This is a genomic window from Alkalicoccus saliphilus (genome assembly GCF_003044065.1).
Taxonomy (GTDB): domain Bacteria; phylum Bacillota; class Bacilli; order Bacillales; family Salisediminibacteriaceae; genus Alkalicoccus; species Alkalicoccus saliphilus.
The window spans coordinates 15,720-36,585 of record NZ_PZJJ01000002.1; the positions used below are offsets into that span (position 1 = coordinate 15,720).

A 20,866-nucleotide genomic window follows, 5' to 3' on the forward strand; every position below is an offset into this window, starting at 1 on the left:
AAGCCCTTCATCTTTTTTTTACAGCTTTTTAAAAGAACAGTATAAAACCAGGACACCGAGGGGGAGATCAAAATCAATTGGTAATAATAGTCTTTTTATTTATATACGAAGTTACTTCATTGACTGAAGAAGGAGGAAGGAAATAGGATCCCTGAAGCAGGTAACAGCCTTCCTTTAAGGCAAGGGTGAGCTGATCTTCATCTTCAATACCTTCAATAACAGTTTTTAACTGCAAATCTTCAGCGAGGCCGCTGATTGATTTAATTACAGCCCGATTTTTGGCCCCGTCCGACTTTTCTCTTAAAAATGACTGGTCAATTTTTATTGTATTGACCGGGAGATACTTCAATATATTCATCGAAGAGTGTCCCCTGCCGAAATCATCAATGGAGATTTGAACACCGAGGTCGGATAATTTCTCTACAATAACGAAGAGTGCTTCAATGTTTTCCATGAAGATAGTTTCAGTAATTTCAAGTTCCAGGTTTTCAGGTGATACGCCTGTCTCTGCCAAAACTTTTTGAACCATTTCGTAAAAATTTTCTATTTTCTGAAGCTGGACAGTCGACACATTGACAGTAATATTGACATCCTTTAAACCTTGCTCCTGCCATTTTACCAGCTGTGTACATGCTTCTTTTAAAACCCACTCACCAAGCGGAACAATTAAGCCTGTTCTTTCAGCGGGAGAAATGAACTGAACAGGGTGAAGGGTGCCTATTGTTTCGTGATCCCATCGGACAAGCGCTTCCAAACTTTTAATGCGGTAGGTTTTCATATCAATGATAGGCTGATATTCGAGGAAAAAATCTTCTTCATTTAAAGCTTTTTGAATATCGCCGCCGATATTTATTTGATGCTGGATCATATGCTGCATTTCTTCTTTGTACACAACATAATGGTTTTTATAACGTTTTTTTACCATATACATAGCAAGTTCAGCCTGTTTCAAGAGTTCTTCGACTGAAGTTTCTTCACTGCCGTCATAATACGTAATACCAATACTGCTTGAAAGATGGTACGTGTGCTCGTTATAGTAAAACGGTTCTTCCAAGCTTTTTATTATGGATTTTGCACAGGTAACTGCGGTTTCTTGCTGCGAAATATCTGTGATAAGGAGTGAGAAACCCTGGTTCCCTGTTCGTGCCAGCGTTTGCTCGCCTTCAAAACATCCGTTAATACGGCCGATAGCTTCAATTAAAAGCTGATCGACGCACGAAGAATGGCCTAAGTAATCATGTACGCTTTGAAAACCATCAACATAGATGTAAAGAAGAGCGGTCAAAGATTTTTTTTCTTTGGAATTCAGGATAGAATTGGCGAGCTGGTTTTTTAATAGAGATTTATTGGGCAGACTGGTTATAGGATCATTGTTCTCAAGAAATTTATTTTTTCTTTCCAGATGTTTTTCTTTCGTAATATCTTTAGTAACAGCGAGAATGTAGTTTAAACCGTCCTTTGAACTTGAAATTAATGAAAGTTTTGTTTCTTCAACACTCTCTTCTCTGTACTGAATAAAAGTAACCGGGTTTTCTTTGGAAACAGCTTCCTTATAATACCTCTTTATTTTTGCCCATTCGGAAATGGGAAGGATATCCTGAAGAATTTTATTTATTGGGTTTTTCAGGCTGTATTTTTTGGCTGCTTTGTCATTAAGAAACACGAAGTGATAACGGTTACGGTCTTCTACTTTAAAAATAACTACCTCATCATCCAGATGGTTGGCCATCTGCTGATAGTCGATCAAATTATCCAAAACGCGCCCACTCCTTTTGAACGTACTGCTTTCGTAATGTTAAAAATAGATTGAGCAGGAAAATTGTCTAAATATAAGTAAATCAATTACATAATAAAAATTTATATTGCAAGATTGAATTAAATTCACTTAGGCAGGATTTCGAGAAAGTTTACGTTTATAACAGAGATTTTCCTCCGCCATCGTATTTCTGTCTGGAAAACTTCTGATGAAATTGATTCAAGTCATTAAAATTTTACTGGCACCTGTTAAAGAATTTCTGGCATGTTTCTCACCTTCCTGCTGCCAGGGTGCTAAGCTGTTCTTCTTCAATCGATGACGTGCACTATAAAGAAAGAGAGTTTTCCCTTCTTATATATAAATAACTAAAAAAGAACTGGATTATGTAAGGTTTCCCTCCACTTATCTAACATTAAATTATAAGTGAGAGAAGGAATGGAGACAATGCAATCCAGGTGAATGACAGGTTTACGGGTCTATAATGGGTGATTAGGTGTCTGAAATGTTTATAAAAAATGGTTTTTAAAAAGGGGCTCTAAAAATAAAAATGGACGCCCGCTTTCGTTTCCATAAGGGGGGACGGTCAGGAACAAAGTTTTCACCCAGTCATCAACAGCGAAACTTAATATAGCGTCAAAAAAAGGGGGAAGGAGTTATATCGGCAGGAAAGAAGAATCGTGTCAGCCGTTTCTCGCTTGATGACCCGTCATAAAGCTCGATTAGCAGGTGAAAAGGCTGACAAGGGGGCTGGTGGGTGATTTTGTTTCGTTTAAGAATGACCTGCGGGGAAATGTGCCAGCAGTTACGATTTTTTATCGTTTTAATTTTTCTACAAGTTCCAGGTATTTAAGCTTTGATACGTGAGCATATTTACTGAAATCGTGAAAGTAGATAAAATATGTTTCGCCGTCACTGATAATCTGCGAAACAAAATTCAAATTTATAAGGTAGGAACGATGGCTGGAAAAGAAGTTATCGTTTAACATTTTCGCATAATTCCCAAGTGTTTCATTACTTTCGTACGTCATTTCCCGGGTGTGAATAAAAGTTTTGCGGTTTATCTTTTCAATGAAAACAATCGTATCAGAATTTATTACCTGGAGGGCGGTACCTGTTTTAACAATTAGTTTTTTACTTTTTTTATCCGCCGCCACAGGTTCTTCGGAAGGAACAGGGGATTTTATTTTTTCCAGTGCTTCGTAAAGGCGTATTTTTTTTATGGGCTTTACGATATAATCTGCAGCGGAAATATCGAAAGCTTCGACTGCAAATTCTTCATAAGCTGTCGTAAATATATATTGAAGAGAAGGATTTGTTTTAATGCACTCTTTAATCGCTTTCATGCCATCGAGCACAGGAAGGCCAATATCGACGAGAGCAACATCCGGTTTAAGGTTAAAATTCAATTCTATTAATTCTTCTCCGTTTTCTGCCACGCCGACAATTTCGAAATCAGCAGCTTTCTTTAAAAATTCCTGCAGGATTTCCGATGAATTATTATCATCTTCCGCAATTATTACTGTTCTTTTCTTCATAATTAAAAAAACCTTTCCGAAAAATTTTAACATGCTGACTGGGTATAAGGATGTCTTCCGAATTAAGCATGTACTTAAGTCAGCAGAGGAAACTTACTATAGCTGCCTCCTATTGTAACAGATATGTTTTGACTCATAAGGGGATCCGGCTTAGGAGAGCCTGTGTAAATTGGAAATACCTATGTGTCAGCAGTTGAAGAACAGCAGCTCGGTTAGAAGAAACAGCTTATGTCAAATTACAATTTATTTCAAATTCATCCTCTATTATGAAACGATTTGAAGTTCTGTTCGTAGCCTATAGAAGAAGCTGCGAAGGAGGACATTACATGAAGCGACGAAAACAAATAGATGCGGACACCCTTATGCCTTATGTTTTAACTGCAGGGCCGCTTCTTATAATATCTGCTTTTTTTGTTCCTGTGATAGTTATCATGATGGTTCAGGATATGCTCTTTTTTTCATACGACCACTGGTCCTTTATACGTCCCCGGGCTGCCTATCTCGGTTTCGGTGGGGCGATGATCTGGCTCGCCGTCTGTTTGTTTTCTCTTTATTTTATAAAAGCGGCTGCGGAGAAAAAGAATTGGAATGACCGGTCACTGAGTGTGCATACTCTTCTTATGGCAGCAGCATTCCCTATTTTCGTCTTATCTATCTATCATTATGCTTATCTGGATGAAGCAGGAGTGAAGGTGAATGCTTTTTGGAGTGTTTCTGAAGATGAAATTCACTGGGGGGACGTGGAAAGTGTGTCGCGGGTTGTGGAAGAGGATACGCAGCGTGTTACCTCCTATACATTCAGCGGTAATGGCAGGACTCTGACAATTCCTTACGCTACGGAAGACTATCAGACAAGGCAGGCTGTGAACAGGGTATTAAGTGAGTATGAATGGGAAGTGGAAGACAAAATTTCGGAGGCTTCGGAGGATCCCGGTGACCAGCAGTTTATAGATTAACTTGGATGAAAAGGAGGCACCGGCTTTTAAAATTAAAAGTTTTATTAATAGTTAGTATGAATAAGGCGGGGCTTCGGCTCCTTTTTTATTGTGTCGGATGGAAGCAGTGAAAAGTACAGTTCTTTAACAGAGCCTATAAAAACGGTTATACTACGTAAACAAAAAGTATCGCTGTAACGAGGCCGATTAATGCCGGTATACCAAACATGAGAACGACCCGTTTCTTTCCATCGATACCGCCCTCCAGCGCATGGGAGCCTGTGTATAAAGCAGCAAGGAAGAAAAAAGTCGCGCCAAGGTACCCTTCTTCCGGCAGCGGGTTCCAGCCCGTCCCCATCGCGATAATAAGCAGAGTTCCGAATACGTAGCAGGCATAATCAATGATCCGGAAAACTGGCTTCCGGTCTTTTTCTTTTTTAGCACCTTTAAATTCTGCATACGGGTTGATGTCTTTGTCCTGATTGTGCATCAAAAAACCTCCTCTGAACAATTGCTGGTAACTATGGATTATATCCCCTGATTATCCCTCTGAAAAACATTCCTGATCTCGACTGGTTTAACAGCCCCGGTGCGGGGAAGAAGTAACTAAGTCTTAAAGAAGACAGTAGACCATTACAATTATGAAAGGGGAATGACTATGGAAATTATTCGCCACTCCGAATGGAAGGATACGAAGTTCACGCTGCACCTTATTTCTCAAATCCTTGGAAAAATTAAGCTGGAAAGAGCACAGCAGGAGCCGCAGTGGGCACACGTGACGCTTCCGCTGACGCCCTCGGGTTTTACGACAGGCCTGCTTTTTGAAAAAGAGCATGTGTTTCAGCTGGATGTGGATATACCCAACAGTTTGATCCTTATTCATGTAGACGGGAAAACAGAGTCTGTCATTATCGAATCTTCCAAATCAATCCGGGACTACTTTGACGAAATATTTCATAAACTGCAGAAGCACGATCTAAATGTTTCCATTAATCCAAAGCCGCAGGAAATGGCATACAAGCAGCTGCTGAATGAGGACAGCACTCCACTTTTATACCATAAAGAAAGCGCCTTAAAAGGGCTGCGGTTGTTTCAGGAAGCAGTAAAGGAGCAGACGAAATTTATCGGCCCGCTTCGCTGCCGTAAAGTCAAACCGGCCTTGTTCTGGGGGACATTCGATGTGTCTATGATAATCCTGCCGGGTATTATGGAGCCTTTTCCTGAAGACAAGATTATTGAAAAAGCTGCGTTCGATGAGCAGATGATTGAGTTTGGTTTCTGGCTCGGGGACGAACAGGTGGACGTACCTTCCTATTTTGTGCTTCCTTATCCCTTTATTAATAAAGATCTCGACGGTACATCCTTAAAGCCGGAAGGAGCCTACTTTGACAGTGCTTTAAGCGAGTACTTTTTAAATGTGGAAACCATTCGTTCAGCCGGGGTGCCGCAAAAAGCGGTGCAGGATTTTTTCCATTCCACTTTTGATATATTAAGCGGGGAGCTCGGGTGGCAGGGATGTTCCAACTATTTCATTCCACTGGAGATGAAGCCGCAGAATACGGAATGATAACCGGAGGCTGCACCGGGAACTTTTATGCGGTTGTTTTTCATAAAGTTTTTGCAGACAGACTATCAGCGGGAAGGGAAATATTTCTCCCTCCGGTAAATTATTATTAAAGACAGATAAATCAGCTCATCCAATGAAAAGAAGCAGAACCGGCTGCCGGCTCTGCTTCTTTATCTTTATCTTCTTGCTTCTCTAACTTTTAAATTCTTTCCTTTTACTTTACGATCCTCCATCTCCTGAAGAACCAAGGCACCCTTTCCGTTGAGAATATCAACGTAAGTAGCAAGTGATTCTACGGTGATGATTCCGATATCTTCAGCTTCTATACCGGGAATCGAAGTGATAGTACCGACAAAATCGAAAGCCCTGAGTTTTTTCTTTTTACCGCCATTAAAATAAAGCTTCGTAATGTTCTTCTCCAGAGGAGCACTCTTATCTTTTTTCAGCTGTGGAACTTCCTTCATTTTTAGTGTGAAGGCTTTTTCTTCCGCCGTGGTTGGGAAAGGAACCGGTTCCAGATCTACTTCTGTTTTTAAGCGGCGGCCGATAATCTCCGCATAACGTCTTTCCTGAGGAATGATAAATGTCACTGCTTTTCCTTCTCTGCCTGCCCGTGCCGTTCTTCCGGTCCGGTGGATAAATTTTTCTGTTTCAACAGGCACATCCACGTTAATAACGAGGGGCATGTCGAGAACATCAATTCCTCTTGCTGCTACATCAGAGGCAATAAGATAGCGGGTAGTACCACGCTTGAATTCTTCCATAACCTGCGTCCGCTCTTTCTGCTCCAGCCCTCCGTGAATTTTGTCACAGGAAAGGCCCTGCTCCTTCAGGTAGGAAGTCAATTCATCTACCGTATCTTTCTGATTGCAGAACAGCACGGCGGACTCCGGCTGCTCTTTCACGAGAAATTTATAAAGGTCTTTTATTTTCGTTTCCCGGGACGTTTCCAGCCAGGTAAAATCTATGTCGGGTTTTTCTTCCAGCACAGTTTCGACAATCTCGGGCTGATTCATATGTCTTTCCGAAAGCTTAATTACTTTTTGGGGAAGTGTTGCTGAGAACAGTGAGGTGGTTCGTTCTTCAGGGACTTCCGCAAGGATCTGCTCGACCTGGTCGATAAAGCCCATATTCAGCATCTCGTCAGCTTCATCAAGCACCACGTATTTAACGTTTTCCAGATTCAACGTGCCTTTTTCGATATGATCCAGCACTCTGCCTGGTGTACCGGTAACAATATGAACCTTTTGATTCAATTCCACCCGCTGAGGAGCTGCCGGCTGCTGTCCGACAAGCAGAGCAGCCTTTAAACGTTTAAAGCGTCCTATGTTCTGGATATCTTCTTTAACCTGCATAGCAAGTTCACGTGTCGGCGTCAGTACGAGAGCCTGCGGTTTGTTTTCCTCCCAGACTGCCTTCTCACAGAGGGGGACACCAAAGGCAGCAGTTTTTCCGCTTCCTGTTTTCGCTTTTACAATAACATCGCTGCCATGTAACAGCTTCGGTATAACAAGACTCTGCACTTCCGTTGCGTGTTCATATTTCATTCCGGCCAGCGCATCTCGAATTTCTCCGCTGAGCTGGAATTGATCAAACGTATTACTCATTAATAAAACCTCTTCCTTTTATTACTCAAATGACTCTACCTATCATACTACGTTTTTATCTTTTATGCTTTTAAAAAATTTCTCATTGAGGATGTCGAGGTCACTAACTTTTTTTAAGTAGCTGTTGACACCTTTCTATACCCATGATATATTTATCTCATATTAAAGAATCTTTAATTCAAGATAAATTTTTGAGAGGTGATGCTCATGGAACCGGAAAATAGAAATTTGAAGGCAGTGACCGTTCTCGTAAAAGCTGCGGATGCGGTTCACGGAGTGATTAAAAAAGACGCAGCAGAGCATGGATTAAACCCGACAGAGTTTTCGGTCATGGAGCTTCTTCATCATCGAGGAAGACATCCTATCCAGCTGATCGGTAAAAATGTGCTGATCGCCAGCAGCAGTATTACTTACGTCATCGACAAGCTGACAAAAAAACAGTACGTTGTCCGTACAGCCTGCCCGGATGACCGCCGCGTAACGTATGCGGAACTTACCGAAGAGGGAACAGCGCTCATGAATAAAATTTTCCCTGAACACGAACTCTCGGTAAATGAAGTGTTTTCCGAACTGGAAGAGGAGGAAGTAGAAACGCTGATTGAAAGCCTGAAAAAGATCGGCTATAAAGCACAGCAAAGATAAAAAAATTTTAATATAATATCTCGAAAACGAGATAATCTAAAGGAGAGAATAGCATGAACGAACTTAAAGGACTCCACCATGTAACAGCAATAACGAGCAGTGCTGAAAAAAACTATGAATTTTTTACGTACGTACTCGGGATGCGACTTGTCAAAAAATCGGTGAACCAGGACGATATTCAGACGTATCATTTATTTTTCGCAGATGATGAAGGATCTGCCGGAACCGATATGACATTCTTTGATTTTCCGGGTATTCCAAAGGGATCGCACGGCACAGATGAAATATATAAAACCGGTTTCCGAGTACCGGATGATAAAGCACTTGAGTACTGGGTAAAACGCTTTGATAAATACGAGGTCTCCCACTCAGGTATCAAAGAGCAGTTTGGCAGAAAAATCATTAATTTTTCGGATTTTGACGACCAGCAGTATATGCTCGTATCCGATGAGCATAACGAAGGGGTGGCCCCGGGGATTCCGTGGCAGAACGGACCGGTGCCGCTGGAATTTGCTATTACCGGTCTTGGGCCTCTTCATATCCGGGTTTCCCAATTTGATCATTTTAAGGAAGTACTTGAGAAGGTCATGTTTATGAAAGAAAAAGCGTCTGAAGGTTCGCTACACTTATATGAGATGGGAGAAGGAGGCAGCGGGGCCCAGGTTATTGTAGAGTACAATGCAGTTCTGCCACAGGGCCGCCAGGGATTTGGAACAGTACACCATGCCGCTTTCCGGGTGGCTGACCGAAGTGTGCTGGAAGAGTGGATCAGTCATATGCACCAGACCGGCTTCCCGACTTCCGGTTACGTCGATCGGTTTTTCTTCGAATCTCTTTATGCAAGAGTAGCACAGGGGATTTTATTCGAGTGGGCAACTGACGGACCCGGTTTCATGGGGGATGAGCCGTATGAAACGCTCGGGGAAAAACTTTCCCTGCCGCCGTTTTTTGAAGACCAGAGAGAGCAGATCGAAAGCAAAGTACGTCCCATCGACACAGTACGCAGTACAAAAACTATAGAAAAAGAATACTTGTAAAATTTAAAGGAGGATACAAAAAATGAGCAGATTAAATATTGGGATTGTGCTGGGATCCACGAGAGAAGGCAGAGTCAGCCCGCAGGTCGGAGAATGGGTAAAGAAAATTGCTGAGGACAGAGGAGACGCAGACTACAGTGTGCTCGACATTGCAGATTATAAGCTTCCATTTCTCGGAGAAGCGGAAGGGGACACTTCCGGTGTTACAGCATGGTCAGAAGATGTAGCATCAAAAGACGGATTTATTTTCATCGTACAGGAATACAATCATTCGATTACCGGCTCCTTAAAAAACGCACTCGACCATTTGAGAAGCGAATGGAATAACAAGGCAGCAGGAATTGTATCCTACGGCTCTGTCGGTGGCGCAAGGGCAGCTGAACATCTCCGGGGAATTCTTGGAGAGCTGCTTATTGCAGATGTGCGGGTTCATCCAGCACTCTCCCTGTTTACAGACTTTGAAAACGGAACGACACTCCGTCCGGCGGACGTACAGGAAAAATCCGTCAGCGACATGCTTGACCAGCTTGTCAGCTGGTCGGAAGCGATGAAACCAATCAGAAAATAACAGCTGAGGACAGCTGAGCGAAACCCGGGGACGGTGTTCTGCCATCCGGGTCGAATAAAAGGAGTGTTATACAGATGGAACATATTTTTAAAGAGGTAAGTTCTGAAAGACCGGTACTGCTCCTGCTGCATGGGACTGGCGGCACAGAAAAAGATCTGCTGCCGCTTGCTTCCATGATTGATCCGGAGGCACCGGTTCTAAGCGTCAGGGGTAATGTTCTGGAAAACGGAATGCCAAGATTTTTTAAACGTCTGAGGGAAGGCGTGTTTGATGAAGAAGATCTCATCTACCGCACGAAGGAGCTGAACTCCTTTCTGGACGAAGCTTCTGAAAAGTATGGCTTTGACCGTCATAATATTACTGCTGTCGGATACTCCAACGGTGCCAATATTGCAGCCAGTCTGCTTTACCACGACAAAGACGCCCTGAGTGCAGCTGTACTGCATCACGCCATGGTACCGCTTAAAAATGTAGATCTGCCGGATCTGACAGGAAAACGAGTATTTCTCGCAGCAGGGACGAACGATCCGCTTATTCCGAAAGAGCAGGCAGAAGAACTGGCAGCAGTTCTTGAAAAAGCCGGCGCTTCCGTAAAAACCCACTGGGAATCTGCCGGTCATCAACTGACAGGCAGTGAGGTGAATGCCGCAGGTTTATGGTATAGAAATAACGACTAAAAACAAAGAGAAAAGAAAAAGCTGCTTTCCTGGTGCAATCATCAGTTAAGCAGTTTTTTTTGGTCCAAAAACATTCTCGTGTATACAAAATTTTTATAAAAATAATAATTATACAGACAATTTCCAATTTATTGATATATTAAAAAAATATATTGACCTTCTCAATCAGCCATGCTAAATTCTCTTAGGGTACACGGAGATCCAACCGAAACAATTTCTATTAATATTTTTTTATAAAAAGCTATATTTTCAGTATCTATTATCCGGAACAGCTGTGGCTCCGGAATTTTTTGGAGTGAATAAAATGGATAAGAAACACTATCTTTTTGCTGGTTTCATGCTTTTTTCGATGTTTTTCGGAGCGGGGAATTTAATTTTTCCTCCTCTGCTAGGGATGGAGGCCGGAGCAGCATTTATTCCGGCAGTCACCGGTTTTATTTTGACGGCAGTATTTCTTCCGCTTCTCGCTATTCTTGCAGTCACTTTATCCAACAACGGACTGCTGGAGATCGGACAGAGGGTGCACCCGCTTTTCGGGCTTGTTTTTGCGATTATTATTTACATGTCGATCGGAGCTTTTTATGGTATCCCGCGTGCTTCGAACGTAGCGTATGAACTGGGTTTTGTACAAATGTTCAACGTGGAGGGAACTCTGGCACTTTTCACATTCTCGGTAGTTTTTTTTATACTGACTTATCTGTTTAGTATCAACCCGAAAAAAGTAGTCGACTACGTAGGACGGATACTTACGCCGGCTCTCCTTGCTGTACTTGCTGTCCTGTTTATTCAGGCTTTCCGTACTTTTCAGTACAACGATGCGCCGGTTACAGATAAATATGAAGCTTCCCCGTTTTTGAGTGGTTTTCTTGAAGGCTACTTTACGATGGATGCAATCGCTGCCCTGGCTTTTGGGATTGTCATAATTAACGGACTGAAAAGCAAAGGAGCAGCGGATAAAAAATCACTCGTCCAGGGGACTCTTACAGCAGGGTTGATCGCTTCTGCCGGACTCATGATAGTGTATCTTTCCCTCGGCTGGATAGGCCGGGTGCTGCCGGTGGATCAGCCAGTTACAGACGGTGCGGAAATTATCGTTATCGCCTCCCAGCTGCTCTTCGGAAGCAGTGGAAGCATCGTTTTCGGTATGATTATTCTCCTTGCCTGCTTAACAACATGCGTCGGGCTGACGAGCGCCTGCGCGAGCTTTTTTCATGAAACATTTCCTAAGTTTTCCTATAGCTTTTTCACCACTGTTTTTGTAGGAACGGGCTTCGTTTTCACTAACTTTGGCCTCGCTGTGATTCTGGATATTGCGGTTCCACTGCTGGTGCTGATTTATCCACTCGCAATCGTGCTTATTTCACTTTCCCTTTTTCAGCATTTCTTTCAGGAAAGCAGGAAAATGTACGTTTACTCAGTCGCGGTTACTTCCGTTTTTGCTGTATATGAGTCACTGAACGCTGTAGGGATACAGTCGAATGAGCTGAATGCCGGACTCAGTTATATCCCTTTGCACGACAACGGTCTCGGCTGGGTTTTGCCCGCTCTTATTGCAGCAGCTTTCGGATATTTTGCAGAAGAAAAAAGAGAAGATGTGGAATACGAGTCAAAAGCAGGATAATCTCATTGGTAAACAGAATATATAGTAATAATTGAAGACATCTGCTTTTGGAGCGGGTGTCTTTTTCTTTCTTAAAACATAAGGTGCATGAAGGAAACGGAATATTAGTTGATTTACCGGGGAGGAATGCGAGATGAATGAGTATTTGAAAAAATATGAGGATATCTTTCTGCAGTTGAAAAAGTCATTTAAGTGGGAGATGGCGGACAGTAAACTGTTCATGAATGCCTCTTCCATGTATGTGCTGAAAGAAAAGGATTTTTCACTGGCCAGGTATCGGGACCTTACAGAACATATAAAGAAAGAGGCGGCATTGTTTTCTCCCCTCCGTTCGACCCCGAGATTGACTATGGGAGCTGTGCTGGATACGAATTATGAGGAACCGAAGGAGAGGCTGAAAGATGTCGAGCTGATTTATAAAGAGCTTCGAAATCAAAAATTCAAGAAGGGAGCTGCCACTTATACCACGGCTCTTGTCCTGCTTTCTTCCGGGGACCGGACGGTGCCTTTTCATGAGCAGACGAGTAAAACAATGGAAGTGCACCGGGCAATGAAAAAGGAGCATCCGTTCATTACGTCCGAGCATGATTATCCGCTTGCTTCTCTTCTGGCTCAGAGAAAAGAAAATACCGAAGAACTGATGAACCGGATTGAGTACTTTTATAAGGAAGCGACCGGCATCGGTCTCCATAAAGGTAACGACCTGCAGTTTTTGAGTCATATCCTTTCTCTGGATGAAGAACATGAAAAAGAAGAGCTGGTTGAACGGCTTAAGGAAGCAGCAGCTGAATGGAAGAAGTCGGGGCTGAAACTTAAACAGTTGCATTACCCGGCACTCGCTCTTCTGGCCCTTACCTCTCTGGAGAAAGTAACGTTTGAAAAAATCAAGAGAACGGCAGATGATCTTAACCGGAAAAAACCATTCCGGTGGCATAAGGACTGGAACAGCCTGACTGCAGCAAATTTGGTTATGGTGACATTGTTTGATCAGCAGAAAGCAGTGGACGTGCATTTGTTTGCGACGATGGAAACTGTTATGGAAGCGCAGAATGCTGCCATGATCGCGACCATTGCAGGTGGGGCAGCCGTCTCCTCATCCGGCAGCTGATTCACTTTCCGGTGGAGTAATGAATGGGAATGTGAATTCTTAGATATTGTACAGCGCTTTGCCTGCACCGAAATCCAATCAATAGAACAAGAGTAATTCTTTAGTTTAGTTCATCAAGACGGATAAATGATTAACAAATAGAAATCATAGGAGGTCGGTGTGGAATGATAGTTAATATAGGTATGCTAATCAATATAGTCTTTTCTATCGGGTTGATTATTGTTATGTATTATTTGTTGTTTAAAATTAAAAACAACTCTGAAGAGCAGGTGAACCAGAACACACAAATAATTTATCAATTGACTAAGCTGCGGGAAGAAATAAAAGCAGGTAATGAGAAAGGAAAGTAGGACTCGCTGCAACTGAAGGTGAAAGAGTAAACTTTAAAAATTTTATTACAGCTGTTTTTAGGGGGGCACCATATGATTATACTTCGCTCGTTTCAACCGGAAGATGACGAGAAGCTTATAAAATGGATCAATTCCCCGGAACTGCTCGTTCAATGGGGAGGATCTGATTTCAATTACCCGCTGACAAAATCTCAGCTTGAGAAGTACCGTAAAAGAATGCAGGAAGGCAGGCTGCGTATTTACAGTGCAGTGAATGAAGAAGGGGAGATTATCGGTCATATCTCGCTGGATTACATAGACAAAAAGAATGAATCTGCACGGATCTGCCGAGTGCTTATTGGGAGTGAAGCAGACCGGGGGCAGGGTAAAGGACAGGAAATGATGCGTCAAGTGCTTCACACTGCTTTTGAAGAAATGCAGCTGCACCGGGTAAGTCTCGGCGTTTTTGATTTTAACTTATCTGCAGCTGCTGCCTACAAAAAAGTTGGGTTTGTCAAAGAAGGAAGGCTGAGAGATAAAGTAAAAGTCGGGGAGGAATTCTGGAGCCTTCTGGAAATGAGTATGCTTAGTAACGAGTGGAAAAAGAACATAAAAAATGAGGATGCTTAAGGAGGAAATATGTTTACGAAGCAGATTGATGAAAATACATATTTGAAACTGCTGGAGCCGCATCACGCCCGGCAGCTGTTTGCTGTGACGGACAGCTCCAGAAAGAGTCTCCGGACCTGGCTTCCATGGGTGGATTTTATTGAGACCCCCGGCCAGTCCGAAGAATTTATTCATGGTGCGATGAAACAGTACGGAGAAAACAATGGATTTCAGGCAGGAATCTGGTTTAAGGAAGACCTTGCCGGAGTTATCGGGCTGCATAAAATTGACTGGCCGAACCGGTCCACATCTGTTGGGTACTGGCTGGGGGAAGCCTTTACGGGCAGAGGGCTGATGACCAAAGCGTGCCGTGAAGTGGTGGACCACTGCTTTATTGAACTGGAGCTTCAGCGGGTGGAAATACGGGCCGCTTCGGAAAACAGGAAAAGTTCTGCTGTTCCAAAGCGGCTCGGCTTTGAATACGAAGGATGTCTTAGAGGGAGTGAAAAACTGTACGATAACTACGTTGATCATTACGTATACGGTATGCTTCGGCCGGAATGGGTGAATAAAGGATGATTAAAGTTTGAATGCAATGTAAAGGGCGAGAAGAAAAAGAGGTTCGTCTTCTTCCGGGTACAGTGTGGCTTCCACTTTACCGAATCCTTTTTTCTTCAACTCGGCTGTTTTTTCACTTTGTTCATTCATCAGTGTAAGGTGACGGCCCTTTTCTCCTTCGTTCAAAGTTAATGTACTACCGTGAATTAGAAGTTGTGATGGTTCGTAGTCCGGATTCCCGAGCGCAGATGGACGACTTGGAACAGACAGTGTTCCAGCCTGTTCTTTCTTCTTATAAAGCGTCCAGTTTCTTCTATCAAGATTATTTTTTGTTTCCAGTGCCTGATAAGCTATACCATGCCAGTCGAGTTGTAAGGAAAACTCCTTTTGCTGCGCTGTCATATTTTTCACGGATTTTAATTGCCCTATTTGATTTTTCCCTTCATACACCTTAGAGACAGGAGTCAGGCGGCGGGTATGAACAGTAACTTTTTTCATCAGCTTCAGCCCTTTCAAGATTTTGGTTTCTTATATTCTACCTTATTCTATGCCTAATAATAGTTAAAACAATAAAAGGAGGACAAATGATGAGTACAGGAATTCACCATGCACAGATTACCATTCCGAGAAACGAAGAAGAAAAGGCAAAAGATTTTTACTGCGGAATTCTTGGCCTGAAAGAAATTGATAAGCCGGAATCCCTGAAAAAACGTGGAGGATTCTGGCTGCAGGCCGGAAACTTGGAAGTTCATGCTGGAACGGAAGATGGATTTGACCGTTTTCAGACGAAAGCCCATCTAGCCTATGAGGTCACAGATCTTAACCTGTGGAGAAATAAACTTGCAGACCAAGGAATAATTATTTTAGAATCCGTGCCTATCCCCGGTATGGAACGGTTTGAATTCCGGGATCCGTTTGGAAACCGTGTGGAGATGCTTCAAAGGGTGAACAAGGAAGATAGTAAAAATGAATCCCTGGTTTAATAAAAAAGTTATCTCCGTAAATGAGCTCCATGAAACGGCAGGAAAAGCTGGTGAACTCGCAGCGAATAAAGCGATTAATTACCTGGATGACCACTGCAGAGAATTCATTCAAAAATCTCCATTTCTTTTATTGTCCACTGCTGATCAAGCCGGCACCTGTGACGTATCACCGAGAGGAGATGCTCCCGGGTTTGTGCACATTCTGGACGACAAAACGCTTCTTATTCCGGAAAGACCCGGCAATAAAAGATTCGATTCCATGATAAACATTATCTCCAATCCCCGTGCCGGGCTGCTGTTTATAATACCGGGGCTAGAAGAAACACTGCGTGTAAACGGAAAAGCGGCAGTATTAAATGATAAAAAGCTGATGGAAAGAATGGCAGTGAAAGGAAAGACTCCACTTTTCGGAATAGGGGTGGACGTAGAAGAATGTTTTATTCACTGTGCAAAAGCGTTTAAACGATCCGGTTTATGGCAGACAGAGAAGTGGCCGGCGGAAGAAACACTTCCTTCTGCAGTAAAAATTTTGAAGAAACACGCAGCACTTCCCGGAAGATCAGAAGAATCCATTGAAAAAAGCTTGGAGGAAAGCTATACTAAAAGACTTTATTAACCAAGCTATGTGAAAGTTCATGGTTGGCTGGAGAAAACTTCACTCCAGTTCTGCTGTGGAGGAGATCTCCGGCTGGCACTTCGTCCTATCCTCCGACCTCTTTTTTTTTCGAAGACGTCCGCCGGTTCCCGCTTCGTTTTTCTATCCATAATACGCATTAACATCGTCATTGATAAAGGAGAATGTGATGTGAGGAAAATGGAAATAAAAGAACTGAAAACAAAAACAGAACTGCTCAGTGCCTTTCCAGTCATGAAACAGCTGAGGACGCATCTGGATGAATCTTCATACTTAGCATTGGTTAAGGAAGCCGCAGAAAAAGACAGCTACCGTCTGTTTGCTTTGCTGGAAGAAGGGAAAATAACTGCAGTTACAGGTTTTAAACCGATGATCACTCTTTACTATGGGCGGTTTGTATGGATATGTGATCTCGTGACTGCAGAAGACAGCCGTTCCCGGGGATATGGAGAAAAACTGCTTACCTTTGTACAGGAGTGGGCGCAGGCTCACGGATATGAAAGCACAGCGCTTTCTTCAGGGCTGCAGCGGGAGGCTGCTCACCGGTTTTATGAAAATAAAATGGCCTATCAAAAAGCGAGCTATGTTTTCAAAAAAGATCTTTAATTCATTTGAAAATAGTTACCTTTTTATAATAGAAACAGGATCCATATATATTTATAAAGCTGTTGATAAACTATTATCTCCAGCAGAGAACGGCTACAGTTGGCTAGCACACTAAGCGGAGAAGGGAATCATGACTCTCGAATTTATTAGATTTATAAAACATAAATTCTGAGGAGAAAATATATTTTCCGTTTGAGAAAAAACGTATCACAGGTATAAATTTGACGCCGGATGGTCGCATACTTCCGTTTTTTTATGGAGCCATTAAAAACAGCTTTTTTACATACATTTGCATGAGTAAAAGGTTTACCGCCACGATGACTCAGGGAATGAAAATCACAGCCTGTTTGACAGGAAAGATTTTCATAAGGAGCAGAAAACGATGGATAATAAAAAAAAGCCTGAACGACGCTGGAGACGCCTTATGTTTGTTTTCGGGGGTCTCCTGCTTATATTTTTAGCCGCATCTTCTATTTATGAAGCCTGGGTTTCGGAGAAGGAGAAAAAAGCTAACCCTCCTCCTGGGAAAATAGTGGAAGTGAACGATAAAAATATTCATCTCCACCAAAGAGGTGAAGGGGATCCGACAGTTGTTTTTACAGCCGGCAGCGGTACGGCCTCTCCTTACGCCGATATGTATAAACTGCAGGAAGCAGTCTCTAAAGAGCATTCCACCATTATGTATGAACGGCCGGGTTACGGATGGAGTGAACCATCATCCCAGGAGCGTACAGTTCACAATTTGACGAGTGAATTAAAGCAGGCTCTCGAAAAATCCGGGGAAGGAGGACCATACGTTTTTGCCGCTCATTCCATGGGTGCTCTTGAAGTGCTGCACTATGCCCAGCGTTATCCTGAAGAAGTGAAGGGAATTGTGCTGATCGACGGCGTTCATCCGCGTCATGCGGCGGAAAGAACGATCGAAACTCCGATGCGCTCCTATGTATACAAAGCGATGCGAAATACCGGGATACTTCGTCTGTTAATGCAGAGTGAATATTTTGCTTCAATGGAAGTAGATCCCTATGAACAGATTCCAGAGGACATTAGAAAAAAGAACGAGCTGATGACATTGCAGCACCGGTGGAACGATACGATGATAGCTGAAAGAGAAAAATTCAATGAAAACGGTCGAACTGTATATGAAGAGGGAGATATCGGAGACATTCCATTAACCATTCTTACGGCTGATTTCCCAGGCCGGGAAAACTGGCATGAAACACAGCTGGATATGAAAGATTATTCCAGTCAGTCGGAGCAGGAAATTATTCCGCACACTACTCATTTTATTCACCATGAGGAGCCGGAAGTGGTTATTGAAGCGATTTTAAAAACAGCCGAATAAAGACACAGTATGATAAATAGGGAATGAAAATTCTTCGAAATGTTTTGACAATGTAAGGTGTGTAGGCTAAGATACAGAAGAACTTAATAATTATAAAAATTCAGGTTGAATGAGCTTTTTGTTCGTTCATTAAAAGGGAACCCGGTGCAATTCCGGGACGGTCCCGCCACTGTAAGAGGCTAGCATTTATGTATGCCACTGAGCCATTTGGTTCGGGAAGGTATAAATGTGTTCATCCTCAAGTCAGGAGACCTGCCTGTGTTTTTCTAACCATTAGCCTACGGGTCATAGGAGGTGGAATATCGATCGCATACACGGAACCCCCGTGTCTATTTTGTGCTGATCTTCAGGATATTTCTCTTACCCGATAAGAGGAATATCCTTTTTTTATGTCAGCTGAATGTTCGTGTAACAACGAATGTAAGGGTTTTTTCAATTTCATACAATGGCAGATAGGATTAACTATTTTAAGGAATGAGGGAAGGATAATGACAGTCAAAACAAGTATTCAAGGTTTTCCTGGAATTGGAGAGCAGCGGGAATGGAAAAGAACCCTGGAAAGCTTCTGGAGAAACGAAATCAATAACAATGAATTCGAAAAAAAGATGCAAACGATACGGCTGAGCAGGCTTAATAAGCTCAAACAGTCCGGACTGGACTATATACCGGTCGGAGATTTCAGCTGTTACGATCATATGCTGGATATGGCAGTGATGTTCAATATGATTCCGAAGCGCTTTGCCTCAGCAGGAGAGGCCGGTTCATTGGATACGTACTTTGCTATGGCCAGAGGGACGAAAGAAAGTGGAGCGTGTGAAATGACGAAATGGTTTAATACAAACTATCATTATATCGTACCTGAAATTGAAGAAGCGTGGATTCCAAAAGTTACTTATAATAAGCCCCTCGCAGAGTTTAAAGAAGCAGAAGAAAAAACAGGAATAAAAGGAAAGCCGGTGCTTGTCGGTCCTTATACGCTGCTGAAGGTGTCTAAAGGATATCCGGAAGAACAATTCCAGAATTATCTTGACATTCTCGTCACTCTTTACGCGAAAGTTATTGGAGAGCTGACGGAAGCAGGAGCTGAAATAATCCAGATGGATGAACCCGCACTGGTCTATTCTCTTGATGATAAAGAAATGGATATTGTGGAAAAAGTTTATCAGGATATCCACGGACTCGTTCCAGGAGCAGGCCTTCTCCTTCAGACTTACTTTGAGTCTATTACCGATCTTAAGCGCCTAGCTCATTTCCCGGTAAAGGGAATAGGCATCGATCTTGTCCACGATCAGGGCAATAACGCAGTTCAGTTAAAAGAATTCAAGCTGCCGGAAGATAAAATCCTGGCGCTCGGTGTTATTGACGGAAGAAACGTATGGAAAACGGATTTGGAAACGGCAGATGCCCTGACAGCGTATCTTCGTTCCGAACTTTCGGCAAAACAGGAAATATGGCTTCAGCCCAGCTGCAGCCTGCTTCACGTACCGGTGTCTTTAAAGCATGAAACGAAGCTTTCTTCCGCTCTTCAAAATGGCCTTGCTTTTGCCGAAGAGAAGCTTCAGGAACTGCAGCTGTTAAAGTACCAGGAAAAAACAACGAGTTGGAAAGCTCACCAGGAAAAGCTTCATGATTTCCGGAGAAGATATCAAAATTTCACCCAAGTAGAAGTAAGAAAAGCAAAGAGAAACCATTCATTTGAAGAACGCTTTCCACTGCAGCAGAAGAAGTGGGACCTGCCGCTTCTGCCGACCACAACGATAGGAAGTTTTCCCCAGACACTGGATATGCGAAGGGCACGTACTGCTTTCCGGCGGGGAGAGATGGATCAGGGGCAGTATGACAGGCTTGTTAAGAAAAAAATCGACCGCTGGATAAAGCTGCAGGAAGATATCGGCCTGGATGTTCTTGTGCATGGGGAATTTGAAAGAAACGATATGGTTGAATTTTTTGGTGAAAAGCTGGATGGTTTTGCTGTGACAGAAAATGGGTGGGTCCAATCCTACGGTTCCCGTTGTGTGAAGCCGCCGGTGATCTACTCTGATGTTAAGTTTAATAGACCTATGACTGTAAAAGAAACGGCTTATGCAGGAGCGCAGACCAGCAGACCGGTTAAAGGAATGCTGACAGGACCGGTAACTATTTTAAACTGGTCGTTTGAACGGAGGGACATTTCCAGAGAACAGACAGCGTTTCAAATAGCAGAAGCACTTCAGCCTGAACTGAAAGCGCTGGAAGACAATAATATTGAAATGATCCAGGTAGATGAGCCGGCTCTCAGAGAAGGGCTGCCATTAAAAAAAGAAGATCACGCCTATTATCTTGATTGGGCAGTGAATGCTTTCCGGGCAGTGTCTGAGCAGGTGCAGCCGACAACTCAGGTGCATACACATATGTGCTACAGTGAATTTAATGATATTATGAGTGCCATTTCTGCTATGGATGCGGATGTCATCTCCATTGAAACGTCCCGGAGCCACGGGGAGATAATCGAAGTGTTTGAAGAAAACGTATATGATAAAGGGATCGGCCTTGGTGTTTATGATATTCACAGTCCGAGGATCCCACCCGCAGAGGAAATGAGAGATATTATTCTTCAATCGCTGCGTGTTCTGCCGCCGAAGCTGTTCTGGATCAATCCGGACTGCGGTCTGAAAACACGTACGGAAGAAGAAACAATTGCTGCCCTGGCCAATATGCAGTCAGCTGCTGAATACTGCAGGGAAGTAGTCGCTGCAGAGAAGAAATAAAT

The 20,866-nt window shown here is 43.0% G+C and carries 21 protein-coding genes and 1 riboswitch; of the genes, 16 read left to right on the forward strand and 5 right to left on the reverse strand.

Features of this window, described 5'->3' with window-relative positions; translation table 11 throughout:
• Window positions 1-73: 73 nt before the first annotated feature.
• The gene (locus C6Y45_RS01630) at window positions 74-1,756 is read right to left on the reverse strand and encodes a putative bifunctional diguanylate cyclase/phosphodiesterase (protein WP_107583283.1); all 1,683 of its coding nucleotides are present in this window, start codon (window positions 1,754-1,756) and stop codon (window positions 74-76) included.
• Window positions 1,757-2,568: 812 nt separating this feature from the next.
• Window positions 2,569-3,291, reverse strand: a complete 723-nt coding sequence (locus C6Y45_RS01635; protein WP_160058061.1) for a LytR/AlgR family response regulator transcription factor — start codon at window positions 3,289-3,291, stop codon at window positions 2,569-2,571.
• Between the two features lie 326 nt (window positions 3,292-3,617).
• Between C6Y45_RS01635 and C6Y45_RS01640 the strand changes: the two genes are divergently transcribed.
• The gene (locus C6Y45_RS01640; protein WP_107583285.1) at window positions 3,618-4,247 is read left to right on the forward strand and encodes a hypothetical protein; all 630 of its coding nucleotides are present in this window, start codon (window positions 3,618-3,620) and stop codon (window positions 4,245-4,247) included.
• Window positions 4,248-4,392: 145 nt separating this feature from the next.
• Here the strand turns inward: C6Y45_RS01640 and C6Y45_RS01645 are convergent, their stop codons facing one another.
• Window positions 4,393-4,716, reverse strand: coding sequence for a hypothetical protein (locus C6Y45_RS01645; RefSeq protein ID WP_107583286.1), 324 nt, complete (start codon window positions 4,714-4,716; stop codon window positions 4,393-4,395).
• Window positions 4,717-4,884: 168 nt separating this feature from the next.
• Here C6Y45_RS01645 and C6Y45_RS01650 point away from each other — a divergent pair, with 168 nt between their 5' ends.
• The gene (locus C6Y45_RS01650; protein WP_245922472.1) at window positions 4,885-5,793 is read left to right on the forward strand and encodes a DUF5996 family protein; all 909 of its coding nucleotides are present in this window, start codon (window positions 4,885-4,887) and stop codon (window positions 5,791-5,793) included.
• 176 nt (window positions 5,794-5,969) lie between these two features.
• On the opposite strand, the gene C6Y45_RS01655 is transcribed toward C6Y45_RS01650, so the two are convergent.
• Window positions 5,970-7,400: a DEAD/DEAH box helicase gene (locus tag C6Y45_RS01655; RefSeq protein WP_107583288.1), complete on the reverse strand. Its 1,431-nt coding sequence runs from the start codon at window positions 7,398-7,400 to the stop codon at window positions 5,970-5,972.
• A gap of 207 nt (window positions 7,401-7,607) precedes the next feature.
• On the opposite strand from C6Y45_RS01655, the gene C6Y45_RS01660 reads away from it, so the two are divergent.
• The 9 genes from C6Y45_RS01660 (at window position 7,608) to C6Y45_RS01700 (ending at window position 14,570) form a co-directional block, all read left to right on the forward strand.
• On the forward strand, window positions 7,608-8,042 hold the full coding sequence (locus C6Y45_RS01660) for a MarR family winged helix-turn-helix transcriptional regulator (RefSeq protein WP_107583289.1): 435 nt from the start codon (window positions 7,608-7,610) through the stop codon (window positions 8,040-8,042).
• Window positions 8,043-8,095: 53 nt separating this feature from the next.
• Entirely contained in the window at window positions 8,096-9,079 is a 984-nt protein-coding gene (locus tag C6Y45_RS01665; protein ID WP_107583290.1) for a ring-cleaving dioxygenase, read from the forward strand.
• A gap of 22 nt (window positions 9,080-9,101) precedes the next feature.
• The gene (locus C6Y45_RS01670) at window positions 9,102-9,647 is read left to right on the forward strand and encodes an NADPH-dependent FMN reductase (protein ID WP_107583291.1); all 546 of its coding nucleotides are present in this window, start codon (window positions 9,102-9,104) and stop codon (window positions 9,645-9,647) included.
• A gap of 74 nt (window positions 9,648-9,721) precedes the next feature.
• Window positions 9,722-10,324: an alpha/beta hydrolase gene (locus C6Y45_RS01675; RefSeq protein ID WP_107583292.1), complete on the forward strand. Its 603-nt coding sequence runs from the start codon at window positions 9,722-9,724 to the stop codon at window positions 10,322-10,324.
• Window positions 10,325-10,628: 304 nt separating this feature from the next.
• Complete coding sequence (gene brnQ / locus C6Y45_RS01680; RefSeq protein ID WP_107583293.1) at window positions 10,629-11,945, forward strand: branched-chain amino acid transport system II carrier protein; 1,317 nt, start codon at window positions 10,629-10,631, stop codon at window positions 11,943-11,945.
• 133 nt (window positions 11,946-12,078) lie between these two features.
• On the forward strand, window positions 12,079-13,053 hold the full coding sequence (locus C6Y45_RS01685) for a DUF4003 family protein (protein ID WP_107583294.1): 975 nt from the start codon (window positions 12,079-12,081) through the stop codon (window positions 13,051-13,053).
• A gap of 164 nt (window positions 13,054-13,217) precedes the next feature.
• Window positions 13,218-13,403 carry a hypothetical protein gene (locus tag C6Y45_RS01690; RefSeq protein WP_107583295.1) on the forward strand — a complete coding sequence of 62 codons (186 nt, stop codon included), beginning with the start codon at window positions 13,218-13,220 and terminating at the stop codon, window positions 13,401-13,403.
• Window positions 13,404-13,475: 72 nt separating this feature from the next.
• Window positions 13,476-14,012 (forward strand): GNAT family N-acetyltransferase, encoded by a 537-nt coding sequence (locus C6Y45_RS01695; RefSeq protein WP_107583296.1) that lies wholly within the window; start codon window positions 13,476-13,478, stop codon window positions 14,010-14,012.
• A 9-nt stretch (window positions 14,013-14,021) separates the two neighbouring features.
• Complete coding sequence (locus C6Y45_RS01700) at window positions 14,022-14,570, forward strand: GNAT family N-acetyltransferase (RefSeq protein ID WP_107583297.1); 549 nt, start codon at window positions 14,022-14,024, stop codon at window positions 14,568-14,570.
• Here the strand turns inward: C6Y45_RS01700 and C6Y45_RS01705 are convergent, their stop codons facing one another.
• Window positions 14,571-15,047 carry a hypothetical protein gene (locus tag C6Y45_RS01705; RefSeq protein WP_146159138.1) on the reverse strand — a complete coding sequence of 159 codons (477 nt, stop codon included), beginning with the start codon at window positions 15,045-15,047 and terminating at the stop codon, window positions 14,571-14,573. It lies immediately after the preceding gene.
• 89 nt (window positions 15,048-15,136) lie between these two features.
• Here C6Y45_RS01705 and C6Y45_RS01710 point away from each other — a divergent pair, with 89 nt between their 5' ends.
• The 5 genes from C6Y45_RS01710 to metE all read left to right on the forward strand — a co-directional run bounded on the left by C6Y45_RS01710 (window position 15,137) and on the right by metE (window position 20,864).
• Window positions 15,137-15,532 carry a VOC family protein gene (locus tag C6Y45_RS01710; RefSeq protein ID WP_107583299.1) on the forward strand — a complete coding sequence of 132 codons (396 nt, stop codon included), beginning with the start codon at window positions 15,137-15,139 and terminating at the stop codon, window positions 15,530-15,532.
• Window positions 15,516-16,148 (forward strand): pyridoxamine 5'-phosphate oxidase family protein, encoded by a 633-nt coding sequence (locus tag C6Y45_RS01715; protein WP_107583300.1) that lies wholly within the window; start codon window positions 15,516-15,518, stop codon window positions 16,146-16,148. Before C6Y45_RS01710 ends, C6Y45_RS01715 begins: the two co-directional genes overlap by 17 nt.
• A 198-nt stretch (window positions 16,149-16,346) precedes the next feature.
• On the forward strand, window positions 16,347-16,772 hold the full coding sequence (locus tag C6Y45_RS01720; protein ID WP_107583498.1) for a GNAT family N-acetyltransferase: 426 nt from the start codon (window positions 16,347-16,349) through the stop codon (window positions 16,770-16,772).
• Between the two features lie 382 nt (window positions 16,773-17,154).
• Window positions 17,155-18,117 (forward strand): alpha/beta fold hydrolase, encoded by a 963-nt coding sequence (locus C6Y45_RS01725; RefSeq protein ID WP_107583301.1) that lies wholly within the window; start codon window positions 17,155-17,157, stop codon window positions 18,115-18,117.
• A gap of 85 nt (window positions 18,118-18,202) precedes the next feature.
• A riboswitch (cobalamin riboswitch) is annotated at window positions 18,203-18,391 on the forward strand.
• Window positions 18,392-18,605: 214 nt separating this feature from the next.
• Window positions 18,606-20,864 (forward strand): 5-methyltetrahydropteroyltriglutamate--homocysteine S-methyltransferase, encoded by a 2,259-nt coding sequence (metE, locus tag C6Y45_RS01730; protein ID WP_107583302.1) that lies wholly within the window; start codon window positions 18,606-18,608, stop codon window positions 20,862-20,864.
• Window positions 20,865-20,866: the final 2 nt, after the last annotated feature.

What these genes read in the sequence shown, in the direction of transcription:
- C6Y45_RS01635 (WP_160058061.1), bottom strand. Translation starts at nt 3,291, where the DNA reads ATGAAGAAAAGAACAGTAATAATTGCGGAAGATGATAATAATTCATCG.
- C6Y45_RS01640 (WP_107583285.1), top strand. Translation starts at nt 3,618, where the DNA reads ATGAAGCGACGAAAACAAATAGATGCGGACACCCTTATGCCTTATGTT.
- C6Y45_RS01645 (WP_107583286.1), bottom strand. Translation starts at nt 4,716, where the DNA reads ATGCACAATCAGGACAAAGACATCAACCCGTATGCAGAATTTAAAGGT.
- C6Y45_RS01650 (WP_245922472.1), top strand. Translation starts at nt 4,885, where the DNA reads ATGGAAATTATTCGCCACTCCGAATGGAAGGATACGAAGTTCACGCTG.
- C6Y45_RS01655 (WP_107583288.1), bottom strand. Translation starts at nt 7,400, where the DNA reads ATGAGTAATACGTTTGATCAATTCCAGCTCAGCGGAGAAATTCGAGAT.
- C6Y45_RS01660 (WP_107583289.1), top strand. Translation starts at nt 7,608, where the DNA reads ATGGAACCGGAAAATAGAAATTTGAAGGCAGTGACCGTTCTCGTAAAA.
- C6Y45_RS01665 (WP_107583290.1), top strand. Translation starts at nt 8,096, where the DNA reads ATGAACGAACTTAAAGGACTCCACCATGTAACAGCAATAACGAGCAGT.
- C6Y45_RS01670 (WP_107583291.1), top strand. Translation starts at nt 9,102, where the DNA reads ATGAGCAGATTAAATATTGGGATTGTGCTGGGATCCACGAGAGAAGGC.
- C6Y45_RS01675 (WP_107583292.1), top strand. Translation starts at nt 9,722, where the DNA reads ATGGAACATATTTTTAAAGAGGTAAGTTCTGAAAGACCGGTACTGCTC.
- brnQ (WP_107583293.1), top strand. Translation starts at nt 10,629, where the DNA reads ATGGATAAGAAACACTATCTTTTTGCTGGTTTCATGCTTTTTTCGATG.
- C6Y45_RS01685 (WP_107583294.1), top strand. Translation starts at nt 12,079, where the DNA reads ATGAATGAGTATTTGAAAAAATATGAGGATATCTTTCTGCAGTTGAAA.
- C6Y45_RS01690 (WP_107583295.1), top strand. Translation starts at nt 13,218, where the DNA reads ATGATAGTTAATATAGGTATGCTAATCAATATAGTCTTTTCTATCGGG.
- C6Y45_RS01695 (WP_107583296.1), top strand. Translation starts at nt 13,476, where the DNA reads ATGATTATACTTCGCTCGTTTCAACCGGAAGATGACGAGAAGCTTATA.
- C6Y45_RS01700 (WP_107583297.1), top strand. Translation starts at nt 14,022, where the DNA reads ATGTTTACGAAGCAGATTGATGAAAATACATATTTGAAACTGCTGGAG.
- C6Y45_RS01705 (WP_146159138.1), bottom strand. Translation starts at nt 15,047, where the DNA reads ATGAAAAAAGTTACTGTTCATACCCGCCGCCTGACTCCTGTCTCTAAG.
- C6Y45_RS01710 (WP_107583299.1), top strand. Translation starts at nt 15,137, where the DNA reads ATGAGTACAGGAATTCACCATGCACAGATTACCATTCCGAGAAACGAA.
- C6Y45_RS01715 (WP_107583300.1), top strand. Translation starts at nt 15,516, where the DNA reads ATGAATCCCTGGTTTAATAAAAAAGTTATCTCCGTAAATGAGCTCCAT.
- C6Y45_RS01720 (WP_107583498.1), top strand. Translation starts at nt 16,347, where the DNA reads ATGGAAATAAAAGAACTGAAAACAAAAACAGAACTGCTCAGTGCCTTT.
- C6Y45_RS01725 (WP_107583301.1), top strand. Translation starts at nt 17,155, where the DNA reads ATGGATAATAAAAAAAAGCCTGAACGACGCTGGAGACGCCTTATGTTT.
- metE (WP_107583302.1), top strand. Translation starts at nt 18,606, where the DNA reads ATGACAGTCAAAACAAGTATTCAAGGTTTTCCTGGAATTGGAGAGCAG.